Here is a 14013-nt window from a genome sequence, read left to right as displayed (position 1 = left end):
GCTTGCCCCGCCCCCCCCCGCCCCCCCCTACCCCCCCCCCCCCCCCCCCCCCCCCCCCCCCCCTCCGTCCCTCCCCCCCCCCCCCCCCCCCGGGGCCGGATTCCGACGCAGACCCGACGGCCGGCCTATGCGGGTCGTCAAGGAGCCATCAGCGTTGCGTCAAACCGGGCCGGGCCGTCGGCCGCTGCTCCTAGCGTCGCCGTCATGGGACGACGATTCGCACAGCCCGCCGCCGCCGGCGATCCCCCGGACGCACGGCCGCCCTCGCCCGGCGGCCGGCCCGGGCCCTGCGTCCTCGACGCCGACTGGGCGGGCGAGCGGCGCACGGCCGTCCGGGTGTCCCTCCTCTTCCTCGCGGCGTTCCTCGTCCTCGACGGCGGGACGGGGGAACTCACGCTCCGGCGGGCCGCCCTGTGGATCGCGCTCGCCGCCCTCGTTTTCGTGATCCTGGTCCCGCCGCGCGTCTCGGCCACGCCGGGCCGGCTCACCTCGCGGGGTCTGTTCACCGAGCGGTCCGTCCGTACCGACGCCCTGGTCTCCGTCCGCCGGGACGACGGGGTCGCCCAGCGCCTGATCCTGCGCGACGTGCACGGCGACCGGGTGGAGATCGATCCGGTCGTCTTGATCCGCAACCCTCGACTGTGGCGGCTGCTCGACGGTGACACGCGTACGTCCATCGAGCAGGGCACCCTGCTGTGCGGGGCGACCGCGATGCGCCGGCTCGCCGAGCACGTCGACCGCCAGACCGCCCGTACCGTCTTCAAGGTCTCCGGTCTGGAGTGATCCGCCCCGGAGCCGGGCTCGAGGCCGGCCGACGGATATTCCCGGTGCCCGGGGCGCGTGGTGTACGTATGTTGACCCTCATGATCGACTGGGAACACATCGCGCGCACCGACTTCCCCGTACCCGCCGGGTACCCGATGGACGAGCTCGTACGAGCGCTCTCGCGCGCCCTGGCAGACCCCGATCCGTCGGTCCGGGACGGGGCGCCGTACGCCGTGCTGGACATGTGGATCGAGCGCGGAGTCATAGACGCGCCACGGCGGTCGGCCCTGGGCGACGAGATGGCCGCCCGCTTCGCCCACCCCCGAGATCCAGGCGCGCACCTTCGCGCCGCTGGTGCTCGACATGATCGTGACCAAGGGCGACTTCAGAGCGGACTGGGTGGACGCCTTCGAGCGCTGGTACACCGCCGAAACGGACCTGCGCGGCCACGACGAGGAGCTCGGATGGCTCCATGCCGTCGCCCACGGGGCCGACTTGCTCGGCCGCTTCGGACGGCGGCCCGAGGTGGCACCCACCCGGATGCTGGAACTCGCCGCCGCCCGGCTGCTGATGCCCACGGCACACGTGCTCGACCAGCTGGAAGACGACCGGCTCGCCCTCGCCGTCGCCCGGATCCTCACCCGCCCGGACATCACCGAGGGCGAGGCCGTCGGCTGGCTGGAGCCGATCGCGGCCGGGTTCGCCGGGAGCCCCACTCCGGTGCCGGCCCACGTCTCCAACTGCCTGCGCACGCTCCGCATGCTCTACTTCCTCGCGGACCGGGGCGTCCGGCCGACGGCCGATCAGGAGCCCGCCCCGCTCCCCCACCGCAGGGCGGTCAAGGCGGCCCTGGACCTCACCCTCGGCCGGATCTTCAAGCGCTGACACCGCGGACCGGCACGACACGGACGCCTGCCGGGCAGCAACCTCCCGGGCGAGGGTTCGTTGAGCCGGTCGACCCCTGCGCTCGAAGTGTCGGAAAGGACTGCCGTGGCCGAGGACATCACCGTGGAGGAGAGCTGCATCAGCGCGTTCCAGGAGCTGAAGGGCAGGCGGGACGTCAACACGGTGATCTTCCGGCTCGGCGACACGATGGACAGCATCACCCTCGACTTCCAGGGGAACGTCACCCACGACGAGCTGCTGGCCGCGCTGCCGGCCGCCGAACCCCGGTTCGTCGTCTACGACCTGGCCTTCGCCACGCCGGACGGGGCCCGTCAGAACATGGTCGCGCTGATCCGCTGGTGCCCCGAGGGCGTCAGCGCCGCGCAGCGGGCGGCGTCCGCCGCCGGCTACGGCACGCTCCGGGACACCCTCGACGGTGTCCAGGTCTTCGTGGAGGCGACGGACCCGTCCGACGTCGACCACCAGAAGCTGGTGGCGGAAGCGCCCTGACCCGCAGCCCCCGGCAGACGGCTCACACGGTGGTCACCCCTGCGGTGATCAGGGCCGCGAGGGCCGGGACGCCGCCCTCGGCGAGGGCGCGGCGCTGCCGGTCGGCCGGTGTGCCCTGCTGGAGGAGCCGGTGCACGAGCGCGCCCACCTCGCGCCGGTCGCCGGACTCGTCGAGGGCCGTACCGACGTACGTCATGAGCATGCACAGCACGTCGCCGCTGCTGCTCGGCCGGCCTTCCGGGTCCAGCAGGGTCTTGCTCATGCCGTAGCGGGCCGCGTGCCAGGTCGCGGCCTGGAGGATCTCGGGCGGGCACCGCACGGGAGCGGCTCCGGACTGCTCCTCGGCGATCGCGGTGGCGACGAGTGCGCGGATGACGCCGGCGAGCATCACCGAGTCGTCCGCCTCCAACTGCACGTCGCAGCAGCGGACTTCGAGGGTGGGGTAGCGCTCCGAGAGCCGGGCCTGCCAGTACAGCTGACCCCGGTCGGCGATCACGCCCGATGCCGTCAGCGCCTCGCCCCTCGCCTCGTAGTCCGCGAGGTCCTCGAAGTACGGCGGCGGGCCGCTGACCGGCCAGCGGCCGAAGATGATGGTGCGCCAGCTGGCGTAACCGGTGTCCCGCCCGTCCCACAGGGGCCCGTTCGCGGACATGGCCAGCAGGGTCGGGAGCCAGACCCGCAGGCGGTTGAGGACGCGCACGCCGGTTTCCCGGTCGGGGATCCCCACGTGCACGTGCATGCCGCAGATCAGCTGCTCGTCGACCAGCTGCCGGGCCTCGCCCCGCATCTTCAGGTACCTCGCCCTGCTGGTGACGGGTACGGGTTCGGCGTCCCGGAGCGGGGCGGTGGCGGAGGGCGCGATGCTGCAGCCGTTCGCCTGTGCGGCGGCGGCGACCGCGTGGCGCAGCCGCAGGAGGTGGCCTCCCACCTCCTCCAGGGCCGTGCACACGGGGGTGGCCACCTCGATCTGCGACTGCAGCAGCTCCTCCTGGACCTCCTGCTCGTCCGTGATCGGCGTCAGCCCGGCCGTGGCGCACACCGCGTCCACCAGCGGCGCGGGCAGCAGCGTCGCCGGGTCGACCAGCAGGTACTCCTCCTCGACCCCAACGGTCAGCATGCCGGACAAATACCCCGAAGCGCCGCGATCATCCCGGGCGGCCGACCGGTATTCGGACGCCTACCGTCCGTCGCCCCTCCGCACGTGCACCGGGGCATCCGGGCGGCCCCGGGCACGAAGCAGGAGCCGGATCGGCCCGCGGACCGGCTAACGGACCCGGCCGCGGGGCTTGAGGGGGACCGGGGGGAGGGCCGGGGCCGGGAGGGGCGCGCCGGCGTAGCCCTTGACCTCGCCGAAGCGGGTTCCGGAGGTCCAGTCCGAACGGGCCTGGGCGATCTCGTCGTTGGTGCGGCCGATGAAGTTCCACCACATGACGATCTCCTCCTCGAAGGGCTCGCCGCCGAGGAGCAGCAGGCCCGCGTCGGAGACGGCCCGCAGCGGGAGGGAGGTGCGGCCACAGCCGAGGTAGAGCATCGATCCGGGGAGGACGGGGACGCCGTCGACGCGGGCCTCGCCGGACATGGACAGGACGGCGTACTCGAAGTCCGGATCCAGCGGGAGGTCCGCCTCGGCGCCCGCCGCGAGGGCGAGGTCCGCACCGACCAGCGGGGTGTACGTCGTACCCGGCGAGGCGGTGCCGTCCAGCGCGCCGAGGATGACGGTCGCGTCGAGGCCGGGCGCGGTGACGTGCGGGAGTTCGGCGTGGTGCTGGAAGTGCGGGTCGACGTCGCGGTGCGCGTCGGGGAGGGCGACCCACAGCTGTGCGCCGTGCAGGAAGCGGGCATGGGACGCCGGGCTCTCCTCGGAGTGGCTGATGGCCCGTCCGGAAGTCATCAGGCCCAGCTCCCGCGGGCGTACGGCCTGCAGGCTGCCGGTGCTGTCGCGGTGCAGCACTTCGCCCTCGTGCAGCCAGCTGACCGTCTGCAGGCCCATGTGCGGGTGCGGCGGTACCTGCATGCCGGGCTCGTCGGCGATGTCGTCGGGGCCGTAGTGGTCGACGAAGCACCAGGCGCCGACCATCCGGCGGCCGAGGTTCGGCAGCAGGCGGCGGACCTCTGTGGACTCGCCCAACTGGACGCGGCGCGGGGCGAGGAGCTCCCGCACGGGCTCTGCGACGACGAAGCCGCGGCCGCCGCACACCGAGAGCGAGGCCTGGCGATCGAGATTGCTCATGGACGACAACCTAGCCCCGCGGGGGCCCCGGCCGCCGGTGTCCGCGCCAGGAGAGTTAGTGGAATTTTCAACTTCTTGGCCGGGTTGAAGGGTCCGAGCGGCCCGCAGCGGGCGGGCCGCCCGGCAGGAGGGACCCGATGAGCGAGCGCACGGCGTACTACGAACACGGGACGGCAGCCGAGCGCTGGGCGCGGGCCCAGCTCTTCTTCGAGGCGAGGGAGTACGCCACGGCCGCGCGCGTCCTGACGGGTCTGGCCGCGGAAGCGCCCGAGCAGCTGGCGCCGCGGCTGCTGCTGGCACGCGCCTACTTCCACTCGGCCCAGCTGCGCCGGGCCGAGGCGGAGCTGCGCGGCATCCTGGAGCGGTGGCCGGTGGAGGACTACGCCCAGCTGATGCTGGGCCGCACGCTGGAGCGCCAGGGGCGGGCGGCGGAAGCCGCCCCGCACCTGCGGATCGCGGCGGCCATGGCCGGAGACTTCGGCGACGCGTGAGCCGCGGTGCCGGACGGTGCGGTTCTTCCGCGCCGCCCGGCCTCGGCTAGCCTGGCTGCACGATGACAGGCACCACTGAGAACCGTTTCACGACGTCATGGGGCGGGTTCGAGCTCACCCGATTCCCCGAGGAACCCCGCGACAGGCTGCGCGCCTGGGACGCCGCCGACGAGTACCTGCTCCGGTATCTCGCCGGTGAGGCGGGAGAGGAGGCGGGCACCGGGGAAGCCGGTCCGGTGGACCTGGCAGGGCGCAATGTCACATTGTTCGGTGACAGGTGGGGTGCGCTGGTCACCGCGCTCGCCGCCCGGGGCACCGCAGCCGACCTCGCCCAGATCACCGATTCCTACCTCACCCACGAGGCCAGCCGGGCCAACGTCGCCCGTGCGGGCGCGGCCCCCGACGCCGTACGGCTCCTCACCACCCGGGACGCGCCGCCGGAGCGGATCGACGTACTGCTCGTCCGCGTACCCAAGAGCCTGGCCCTGCTGGAGGATCAGCTGCACCGGCTCGCACCGCACGTGCACGCGGACACGGTGGTCATCGGCACGGGCATGGTGAAGGAGATCCACACCTCCACCCTGAAGCTGTTCGAGCGGATCCTCGGGCCCACCCGGACCTCGCTCGCCGTGAAGAAGGCCCGGCTGATCTTCTGCACGCCCGAGCCCCGCGAGCAGCCCGCACCCAGCCCGTGGCCGCTCACGTACGCGCTCGGCGAGGACGAGGGCGCCGCGGCCGGACTCTCCGTCACCAGCCACGCCGGCGTGTTCTGCGCCGACCGGCTCGACATCGGCACCCGCTTCTTCCTGGGCCACCTCCCCCGCAGCCGCGGAGCCGAGCGCATCGCGGACCTCGGCTGCGGCAACGGCGTCGTGGGCACGGCGGCCGCGCGGGCCAACCCCGCCGCCTCCCTCGTCTTCACCGACGAGTCGTACCAGGCGGTGGCCTCGGCCGAGGCGACGTACCGCGCCAACGTCCCCGTCGGGGCGGCGGAGTTCATGGTCGGGGACGGATTGGCCGGCCTGCCCGAAGGCTCGCTCGACCTCGTGCTCAACAATCCGCCGTTCCACTCCCACCAGGCGACGACCGACACCACCGCGTGGCGGATGTTCACCCAGTCCCGCCGGGCCCTGCGGACGGGCGGCGAGCTGTGGGTGGTCGGGAACCGCCACCTCGGCTACCACCTCAAGCTGCGCCGCCTCTTCGGCAACTGCGAACTCGTCGCCGGAGACCGCAAGTTCGTGGTGCTCCGCGCCGTGAAGAACCGCTGACCCCGGGGCCCCTGCCGTCCTACCGAGAACCTCCCGCAGCGCCGGATGCGCCGCGGGAGGTTCTCGTTTTCCCCACACCCCTTTTCCCTTTCTTGGTCGGTCGACATATTTTTCTCGGTCATGTGACCTATGATCGGGCTCATGACTGACGAACTGCGGCACGACCCCGCCGGTCCGGTACTGATCACGGGCGGGTACGGCACGGTCGGTGCCGAGATCGCCCGCCTCGCGGCCGCGGACGGCCTGCCCGTCCTGCTCACCGGCCGCACCCCGGCGCGCGGCACGGAACTGGCGGACCGGCTCGGGGGCGAGGCCCGGCGCTGGGACCTCTCCGACCCCGCGTCGTTCCGGGCGGAGGCCCGGGCCGTGATCGGCGCCGTCAACGACCCCGACGACCGCGTGCTGCGCGCCGCCGTCGTCGGCTGCGTCCCGTACGTCGACATCACCCGCTGGACCTCCCGGCTGCAGCGCGCGGCCGCCCTGGCTGCGACCCTGCGCCCGGCCGCCCCCGTCCTGCTCTCCTCCGCCTGGATGGGCGGGGTGACCAGCCTGGCCGCCGCGGCGCTCGCCGCACGGCTGGGCGGCGCCGACACCGTCGAGACCGCCGTGCGCTGGGACCTCGCGGACCGGGCGGGCGCGGACTCGGTGGAGTTCATGGACCGGCTCGGCATCGCGTTCGAGGTGGTGGAGGGCGGCCGGCGGCGGCTCGCGGCGCCGCTCGGGGACGCCCGCACGGTGTCCGTCGGCGGCGACCGGACCCGGGTGGCCCGGATCGACACCCCCGAGCAGTTCACCCTCCCCCTGACCCTCGGCACGGCCACGGCCGCCACCCGGATCGGCTTCAGCTCGGCCGCGGCCACCGCGGCGCTGCTGGCGGTGCGGCGCACCGGCTTCTTCCGCTGGGGCGCCGGGGACCGCTGGGCGCCCGCCCGCCGTGCCCTGCTGTACTCGCCCGGCGAAGGCGGCGTGGCCCGGCTGCGCGTCGACGTGTCCCACGCGGGCCGCACCCTGACCGCGACCGTCACCGACCCCCGGGGGCAGGGCCACCTGACCGCGGTGGGCGCGCTGCTGGGACTGCGCCGGGTCCTGGGCACCGACGGTGCACCGCCCGTCTCCGGCGTGTCCTTCCCCGAACTGACCCCGCTGCCCGGGGCCGTGCCCGCCGCGCTGGCCGCCGCGGGCGCCGAGATGACGGTGAGCTGTCCGAGCGCCGTCGCCCGTACGGGACCGGCCGCCGGTACGCAGCCGACGGTGGACGGGGCCGCCGCGTGACCCCGCCGGAGGCCGCCGCGCCCACGCCCAAGGGGACCCGGCGCCGGGCCGAGCTGCTGGACGCGGCCGAGCGGGTCCTCGCCGACGGCGGCGGCGCCGAGCTGACCATGCGGGCCGTGGCCGCCGAGGCGGGCGTACGCCTGGGCCACCTCCAGTACTACTTCCCCGCCCGCGCCGATCTGCTGGCCGCGCTGCTCGACAAGGTCCTCGACTCCGCGCTGGTGCGGGTCGCAGCCCTGGCAACCGACACGGGCCGGGAGGCGGCCGAGCCCGCCGAGCCCGCTGCGCTCCTCGACGCCGTGCTGCTGGCCGACCACGACGACCCGCGCCTGGTGCGCCTGTTCACCGAGGTCTGGGCGCTGGCGGCACGCGACGAGGCGGCCGCCGCGGCCGTACGGGCCTTCTACACCGCGTACACGGGGCACGTGGCGGACTTCATCGCGCGCCGGGCGCCCGCGGGGACGCCCGCCGCCGACTGCCGGGCCCGGGCGGAGACCTTCGTGATGCTCGTCGAAGGCGCCGCGCTCTTCCGCACCGGCATCGCGGCGCACCGGTCGGCCCGGACGGACGCGCAGCTGCGCCGGGTGTGCCTGGCGCTGCTCGACCCGTCCGTCAGCCCTTGAGCGTGGTGCCCAGTTCGCCGAGCAGCCGGCCGGGAACGTTCTGGGCCAGGCCGACCGACGGGCGGATCTCGTCGCCGCCGGGCGCGCCGATGCCCGTACCGACGGTCGTGGCGGGGCCGTCCGCCGCCGGGGCGGGGGCGGCCCCGGCGATCAGACTGCCGGCAGAGGTGAGGGCCAGCGCGGTGCCGGCCAGGATGCGGCGCACGGGTGTCTCCGCTCGTCGAGCACGGGGGGCGGTCCGGACAGAGCCCTAACGACCGGAGATCGTTCCCGGTCACCGGGAGCACCTGCCCGGGCCACCGGTGGCGGGAGTGCGGCCCGGGCCCGAGGGTGGGCTGCATGGCAGCAGCTGTGCAGGGCGCCGGACGGGCCGCCGCGGTGCGTCATCTGGGGCCCAACTGGTACGCCTCGGTGATGGGCACGGCGATCGTCGCCAACGCCGGGGTCGCACTGCCCGTACGCCTGCCCGGGCTGTACGTCCTGTCCCAGGCCTTCTGGGTCCTCTCCGCCGTGCTGCTGCTCCTCCTGCTGGGCGCACGGGCCGCGCACTGGCGCTTCCACGGCGACCAGGCCCGGCGCCAGCTGCTCGACCCCGCCATGGCGCCGTTCTACGGCTGCCTGTCCATGGCCCTGCTCTCGGTCGGGGGCGGGGCCCTGCTGGTCGGGCGGGACCTGATCGGCACGGACGCGGCCGTGGCGATGGACGCGGTCCTCTTCACGCTCGGTACGGCCGTGGGACTGGCAGCGGCGGTCGCGGTGCCCTACCTGATGGCCTCGCGGCGCACCCTCAGACCCGGCAGCGCCTCACCCGTGTGGCTGCTGCCGGTGGTGGCGCCCATGGTCTCGGCCGCCCTCGGCCCCCTGCTGGTCCCCCACCTGCCCGCCGGGCAGTGGCGGGAGGCGCTGCTGCTGGGCTGCTACGCCCTGTTCGGGCTCAGCCTGTTCGCAACGCTGGCGTTGCTGCCCGTGGTGTTCTCCCGGCTCCTGACCGGGCCGCCGCTGCCGCTGACGCTCACGCCGACGCTGTTCCTCGTGCTCGGGCCGCTCGGCCAGTCCACCACCGCCGCGAACAAGTTCGCCGACGTCGCACCGCACACCGTGGCCGCCCCCTACGAGGAGGGCTTCGCCATGCTGGCGGTGCTGTACGGCGTGCCGACCATGGGCTTCGCGCTGCTGTGGCTCGTGCTCGCGGGGCTCGCGGTGGCCGGCGCCCGGCGGCGCGGGATGCGGTTCGCCATGACCTGGTGGGCGTTCACCTTCCCCGTCGGCACCTGCGTGACCGGAGCGGAGGGCCTGGCCCGGCACACCGGGCTGCACGTGTACGAGTGGCTGGCGGTCGCCCTGTGGGTGCTGCTGCTGCTCGCGTGGGCCGTCACCGGGCTGCTGACCGTACGGGGCCTGGTGCGCGGGACGCTGCTCCCGGCGAAGGACCCGCCCGCACACGGGGCGCCGGAGCCGGAACCGCCGGAGCGGAGCGCGGCCGCGGCTGCCGGGACCGCTCCGCCCCGGTCATAGCATGGCTCTATGCCCCTGTCCCCCCGCGTACCCGACCTGACCGCCCTCGAACTGCTGCTCAGCGTGATCGAGCTGGGCAGCATGGGCCGGGCCGCCGACGCACACGGCATCAGCCAGCCCTCCGCGAGCTCCCGGATCCGCTACCTGGAAAAGCTCGTCGGGGTGCCCGTGCTGGAGCGGACCCCGCTCGGATCGCGGCCCACCGGGGCGGGGGCCCTGATCGCCGAATGGGCGAAGGCGGTCGTCGACGCCGCGCACCAGCTGGACGCGGGGATCGACACCCTGCGCGAGCGGCGCGACTCCCAGCTGCACGTCGCGGCGAGCCAGACGGTCGCCGAGTACCTCTTCCCGGGCTGGCTGGTGGCGCTGCGCACCCGCGCCCCGGAGACGGCGATCGCCCTGCGCTCGGGGAATTCCGCCGACGTCGCCCGGGCCGTGCTGGAAGGCCGCGCCGAGATCGGGTTCACGGAGGGCCCGCGGGCGCCGAAGGGACTGCAGAGCAGGCTCGTCGCCCGGGACCGGCTCGTCCTGGTGGTGGCTCCGGGGCACCCCTGGGCCCGGCGCACGGCCGTCCCGCTCGAGGAGCTGGCCGGGACGCCGCTGATCCAGCGCGAGGCCGGCTCGGGCACCCGTACCGCCTTCGAGCGGGCCGTCGCCGCCCGCCTGCCGGGCCGGGAGCCGGCGGTGCTGCTGGAGCTGTCCTCGACGACGGCCATCAAGACGGCGGCGGCCGCCGGGGTGGGGCCGGCCGTCATGAGCTCGCTGGCGGTCGCGGCGGAGCTGGCCGCCGGGACCCTGCGCTCGCCGCGGGTGCCGGACCTCGACCTGGGGCGCGGGCTGCGCGCGGTCTGGCGGGCCGGCCAGACGCCCATCGGCCCGGCCCGCGACCTGCTGGCCATCGCCCGCTCCCTGGGCGGCGGGCCGGCCGCCTTCCCCAGCCCATAGAACCGTTCTGTGGATGCATCGGACCGGTGCCGCTACCGGGGGCGTCCCGCCGGGCGGAAGGTGAAGACAAGATCCTTCCGATGAAGCAGGGACACGATGTACACCCTCCTCTTCCTTCTCATCTCACTGTGTGTGCTGGCCGTACTGCGGGACTGGCCGCGGCGGGCGCGACTGCTGATGTGGGCCGGTTCGCTGGCCGCCACCACGCTCGCCTTCCTGCCCCACCTCGACCGCGCCTTCGGCCTCGCCTTCTGAGCTCCGAGGAGGAGATCCACCATGAAGACCGACATCACCACCGCTCGTACCGCCCCCGGGGCCACCGGCCCCCGGACCGCCGCCGGACTCGTCCCCACCGCCCGCCTCGGCAACCGTCTCGGACTGTGGTTCGCCAACCTGTACGTCGTCGGCATGTGCGCCACCATCGGCGGCGCCTACGTCTTCCAGTTCGGGCTGTGGGAGTACCCCTGCCCGATGTGCCTGCTCCAGCGGATGTTCATGCTGCTCAGCGCGCTCGGACCCGCCTACGTCGTCGCCCGGTCCCGCAAGGGGGCCGTGACCACCCGGGAATTCGCCTCCGGCTGGGGCTGGGCCATCGTCTGCGCGCTGATCGGCAGCACCGTCTCCGGCGCGCAGGTGCTCATGCACATCGTGCCCCCGGACCCCGGCTACGCCGGCGCCCTGTTCGGCCTGCACCTGTACACCTGGGCCGCGATCACCTTCGGCCTGGCCGTGCTGGCCGCAGCGGTCAACCTGACCTTCACCCACGAACTCCAGCCCCTGGACGCCTCGGTGGCCTCGCCCGCCCTGCGGCGGGCCGCGTCCGTCAGCCTGGCCGTGCTGGCCCTGTTCGCGGTCAGCAACCTGATCGCCTGCTTCTTCCTCCAGGGCTTCCACTGGCAGATGCCCGGCGACCCCACCGGGTACCGGTTCTTCACCGACCTCTTCTAGAAGCCCCGTTTCCAGAAGGACGCGTGAACACGGTTCCCTCCTCCCTGCGGCGTCCGCAGGGAGGAGGAAATTCCGTTGCCGCACCCGTGCCACTGCGCAAGGCTTCCCGCCATGTCACACAGCACCGCACACGATGTCCCCGCAGTCGCCGACCTGTTCCGGCAGGGGCGGCTCCAGTCCGTCCCCCGGCGGCCCGCCCGCCGCGAGCAGCTGCTCGCCCACCTCGCCCGGACCCTGTTCGAGCCGGGGCGCTCGTACTCGGAGCCGGAGGTGAACGACGCGCTGCGCACGGTCCACGACGACTGCTCGGCGCTGCGCCGCTATCTGGTGATCGCGGGCCACCTGACCCGGACCCGGGACGGCAGCGCCTACCGGCGGGCGGACACGGTCTAGAAGTTGCCGTAGTTGACCTGCCAGGTGGGCAGGCCCATCCGGCGCCACACCGCGACCACGCGGTCCCGGTCGTCGAGCGACACCCGGACCGCGTACCGCCGGCGCACGTGCCGGTCGAAGAGCTCGGCCTTCACGATGTCGTCGCCGCGCCCGTCGCCGGACGCCCGCATCCACAGCTCGTCGTACGGGACCGCGTGGTCCCGCAGCCACTGCTCGGTCAGCGCCCGGTGGTCCTCGCTGCGGCCCGACAGCAGCACGATCACATCGCCCTCCGCCCGCTTGAAGGCGTACAGGGCGTCCCGCACCGACGTGTTGAGCAGGTCGCGGTCGCAGCGCGTGAAGTCGTACGGCCCGCGGTCCCCGCGCAGCGCGAGCGTGCCGTCGATGTCGCACATCACCGCCGACGGCAGCGCCGGGTCCGGCACGTACGGCGCGACGGGCCGTACGTCGTTCAGCCAGTCGCCGGTCAGCCGCCAGCCGCCCTTCGTGGCCTTGAGGTGCTTGTCGGCGAGGATCCGGATGATCTCCTCCCCCACGGGCCGCTCCCGGGCGGCGTCGCGGCGTACGCACTCCTCCACCGGCACGCCGGTGAAGTCGTGCACCACGAAGTCCGCCTGGCCGGCCACGGCCGCCTTGAGCCGCTTGGGTATGTGCGGCGTCAGGTGGGTGTTGTCGACGACGACGTCGAACCCGTCCTCGACGGCCGCGCGCACCGCGGCGTCCTGGATCGCCAGCACCGTCTGCTCGTGCGCGTGCGAGCGGCCCCGCTCGGGTGCGGGGACGTCCAGCATGCTCCGCAGGTCGTCGAGGTTGACGCGGCGCATCCGGCCCTCGGACTCCGCCTGCAGCTGCCGGGCGGCGGTCGTCTTACCCGAGGCAGGCAGCCCCGTCATGACGTGGACGAAAGGCACGGATCAGTTCTCCTCATCGTTCGTGAAGGGGTCGGACGCCTCCGGCCGCACGGCCCGCCAGACGAAGAGGTCCGTCGGCTTGCCGTCCAGGCGCAGGAACAGGGCCGCGCGCAGGTCCGGGTCCGGCAGCTGCCGGGCGGCGCGGGCGAAAGCGCCCCGGTCGTCGGCCAGATGGGCCAGCGACGCGAAGGCCTCGTCGATGGCGCGCTCCCGGCCCGCCGCTTCGGCTTCGAGCCGCGCGATGACCGTACGCACCCAGGCGTCGAACTCGTCGGGCACCTGCTCCAGCAGCGCGTCCAGCGGGCGTCCGCCCGAGGACCGGATGCCACCGAGCTCGGCCACCGGGCAACCCAGGCCCTGCGCCAGCCGCTTGACGGACATCCCGGCGAACCGCTGGATGCCGTGGCTGCGCCAGATGTCCCGCTCGGTGACACCGGTCAGCACCTTGTGCAGCCGGACGTACTCGGCGATCTTGGCCTTCGCCCGCACGCCGGAGGCGAAGCGGAGCACGTAGCCCTCGGCGTCGGTCCCGGTGGCGGCGGCGCCGCCCGGCAGGGTGCTGGTCTCGGTCAGCTTGAGGAGTTCGTCGAGCGGCATGGCCGGCCAGACCCGGACCACGGAGCCGATGCCCTGCCAGGCGGTGGCGGCCTCGGCCAGCGGGACCTCGGTGCCGTCGTTGCCGAACGCCGCGAGGAGCACGAGGTCCCGGCGGTCGCCGTAGTCCACGACGATGCGGTTCTGCGGGTAGACGATCTCGGCGAGGTAGGTCACGCCCGGCACGAGCGCGGAGGTGTCCTTGCCGTCGAGGCGGCGCTGCGCCCAGGTCGCCTGCGTGCTGCCGAAGGAGCCCTTGGACGCGACGTGCCACCGGTCCGCGTAGTGGAAGACGACGGCGAGGCTGCCGTCGACCTTGTCGTAGACCTCGAACGGCTCGTCCGGCAGGGCGGGCGCGTACGGCTGGCCCGTGGTGTGTTCACCCACGTTGAAGAACTTGGGCAGCGGCAGCGCGACGATCTCGCCCGTGGTGTCGTCGGCGACGAGGCCGCGGCAGCGCGTGGTGACGTCGTTCCAGATCCGCTCGTACTGGCACGCCCGCGTGTACGTGTAGATCGACAGCGGCAGCTCGGGGTGCCGCTTGCGCGTGACGTGCCCGGCGTCGAGCGCCGCCGCCAGCTCCTGGTGCGGCAGCAGGCCGTGCAGAGTCAGGGGTGCCTGGCTCATGGGTTCCTCCCGTGGATGATGCGTCATTCTCAC

Annotated in this window: 17 protein-coding genes; 12 read left to right on the top strand and 5 right to left on the bottom strand. The window is 74.0% G+C overall.

The genetic code is table 11. The features are described from left to right. Positions 1 to 204 precede the first annotated feature (204 nt). The 3 genes from ACZ7H1_RS11005 to ACZ7H1_RS10995 all read left to right on the top strand — a co-directional run bounded on the left by ACZ7H1_RS11005 (position 205) and on the right by ACZ7H1_RS10995 (position 2160). A complete protein-coding gene (locus ACZ7H1_RS11005; RefSeq protein WP_470785573.1) occupies positions 205 to 783 on the top strand; it encodes a hypothetical protein in 579 nt (192 codons plus the stop codon). 309 nt (positions 784 to 1092) lie between these two features. Beyond that, positions 1093 to 1650, top strand: a complete 558-nt coding sequence (locus ACZ7H1_RS11000; RefSeq protein ID WP_470785581.1) for a DUF2785 domain-containing protein — start codon at positions 1093 to 1095, stop codon at positions 1648 to 1650. A gap of 105 nt (positions 1651 to 1755) precedes the next feature. Beyond that, the gene (locus ACZ7H1_RS10995; protein ID WP_470785571.1) at positions 1756 to 2160 is read left to right on the top strand and encodes an actin depolymerization factor/cofilin- and gelsolin-like domain-containing protein; all 405 of its coding nucleotides are present in this window, start codon (positions 1756 to 1758) and stop codon (positions 2158 to 2160) included. Between the two features lie 22 nt (positions 2161 to 2182). Here ACZ7H1_RS10995 and ACZ7H1_RS10990 read toward each other — a convergent pair whose 3' ends face one another. After that, entirely contained in the window at positions 2183 to 3277 is a 1095-nt protein-coding gene (locus ACZ7H1_RS10990) for a carboxylate-amine ligase (RefSeq protein ID WP_470785569.1), read from the bottom strand. Positions 3278 to 3424: 147 nt separating this feature from the next. After that, positions 3425 to 4390, bottom strand: a complete 966-nt coding sequence (locus ACZ7H1_RS10985; RefSeq protein WP_470785568.1) for a pirin family protein — start codon at positions 4388 to 4390, stop codon at positions 3425 to 3427. 137 nt (positions 4391 to 4527) lie between these two features. On the opposite strand from ACZ7H1_RS10985, the gene ACZ7H1_RS10980 reads away from it, so the two are divergent. From ACZ7H1_RS10980 to ACZ7H1_RS10965, 4 genes are all read left to right on the top strand, one after another. Continuing rightward, positions 4528 to 4881, top strand: coding sequence for a tetratricopeptide repeat protein (locus tag ACZ7H1_RS10980; RefSeq protein WP_470785567.1), 354 nt, complete (start codon positions 4528 to 4530; stop codon positions 4879 to 4881). Positions 4882 to 4943: 62 nt separating this feature from the next. Beyond that, positions 4944 to 6152 (top strand): methyltransferase, encoded by a 1209-nt coding sequence (locus tag ACZ7H1_RS10975; protein WP_470785565.1) that lies wholly within the window; start codon positions 4944 to 4946, stop codon positions 6150 to 6152. A 141-nt stretch (positions 6153 to 6293) separates the two neighbouring features. Further along, positions 6294 to 7424 carry a saccharopine dehydrogenase family protein gene (locus ACZ7H1_RS10970; RefSeq protein ID WP_470785563.1) on the top strand — a complete coding sequence of 377 codons (1131 nt, stop codon included), beginning with the start codon at positions 6294 to 6296 and terminating at the stop codon, positions 7422 to 7424. After that, on the top strand, positions 7421 to 8047 hold the full coding sequence (locus ACZ7H1_RS10965; protein ID WP_470785562.1) for a TetR family transcriptional regulator: 627 nt from the start codon (positions 7421 to 7423) through the stop codon (positions 8045 to 8047). Before ACZ7H1_RS10970 ends, ACZ7H1_RS10965 begins: the two co-directional genes overlap by 4 nt. Here ACZ7H1_RS10965 and ACZ7H1_RS10960 read toward each other — a convergent pair. Further along, positions 8037 to 8252 (bottom strand): hypothetical protein, encoded by a 216-nt coding sequence (locus ACZ7H1_RS10960; protein ID WP_470785561.1) that lies wholly within the window; start codon positions 8250 to 8252, stop codon positions 8037 to 8039. The two genes, ACZ7H1_RS10965 and ACZ7H1_RS10960, sit on opposite strands and share 11 nt — an antisense overlap. A gap of 134 nt (positions 8253 to 8386) precedes the next feature. Here ACZ7H1_RS10960 and ACZ7H1_RS10955 point away from each other — a divergent pair, with 134 nt between their 5' ends. From ACZ7H1_RS10955 to ACZ7H1_RS10935, 5 genes are all read left to right on the top strand, one after another. Next, complete coding sequence (locus ACZ7H1_RS10955; protein WP_470785559.1) at positions 8387 to 9562, top strand: TDT family transporter; 1176 nt, start codon at positions 8387 to 8389, stop codon at positions 9560 to 9562. 9 nt (positions 9563 to 9571) lie between these two features. After that, positions 9572 to 10507, top strand: coding sequence for a LysR family transcriptional regulator (locus tag ACZ7H1_RS10950; RefSeq protein WP_470785558.1), 936 nt, complete (start codon positions 9572 to 9574; stop codon positions 10505 to 10507). A gap of 96 nt (positions 10508 to 10603) precedes the next feature. Beyond that, entirely contained in the window at positions 10604 to 10762 is a 159-nt protein-coding gene (locus ACZ7H1_RS10945; RefSeq protein WP_470785556.1) for a hypothetical protein, read from the top strand. A gap of 21 nt (positions 10763 to 10783) precedes the next feature. Further along, positions 10784 to 11455 carry a disulfide bond formation protein B gene (locus ACZ7H1_RS10940; RefSeq protein ID WP_470785554.1) on the top strand — a complete coding sequence of 224 codons (672 nt, stop codon included), beginning with the start codon at positions 10784 to 10786 and terminating at the stop codon, positions 11453 to 11455. 111 nt (positions 11456 to 11566) lie between these two features. Beyond that, positions 11567 to 11848, top strand: a complete 282-nt coding sequence (locus tag ACZ7H1_RS10935; RefSeq protein ID WP_470785552.1) for a DUF2087 domain-containing protein — start codon at positions 11567 to 11569, stop codon at positions 11846 to 11848. Here ACZ7H1_RS10935 and ACZ7H1_RS10930 read toward each other — a convergent pair. Both ACZ7H1_RS10930 and ACZ7H1_RS10925 read right to left on the bottom strand, forming a co-directional pair. Then, positions 11845 to 12759: a phosphatase domain-containing protein gene (locus ACZ7H1_RS10930; RefSeq protein ID WP_470785551.1), complete on the bottom strand. Its 915-nt coding sequence runs from the start codon at positions 12757 to 12759 to the stop codon at positions 11845 to 11847. The two genes, ACZ7H1_RS10935 and ACZ7H1_RS10930, sit on opposite strands and share 4 nt — an antisense overlap. 3 nt (positions 12760 to 12762) lie before the next feature. Then, positions 12763 to 13980, bottom strand: coding sequence for a T4 RnlA family RNA ligase (locus ACZ7H1_RS10925; protein ID WP_470785549.1), 1218 nt, complete (start codon positions 13978 to 13980; stop codon positions 12763 to 12765). Between the last annotated feature and the right edge of the window lie 33 nt (positions 13981 to 14013).

It is taken from the genome of Streptomyces sp. NPDC037401 (assembly GCF_055602345.1).
This window is presented reverse-complemented; position numbering and strand designations above follow the sequence as displayed.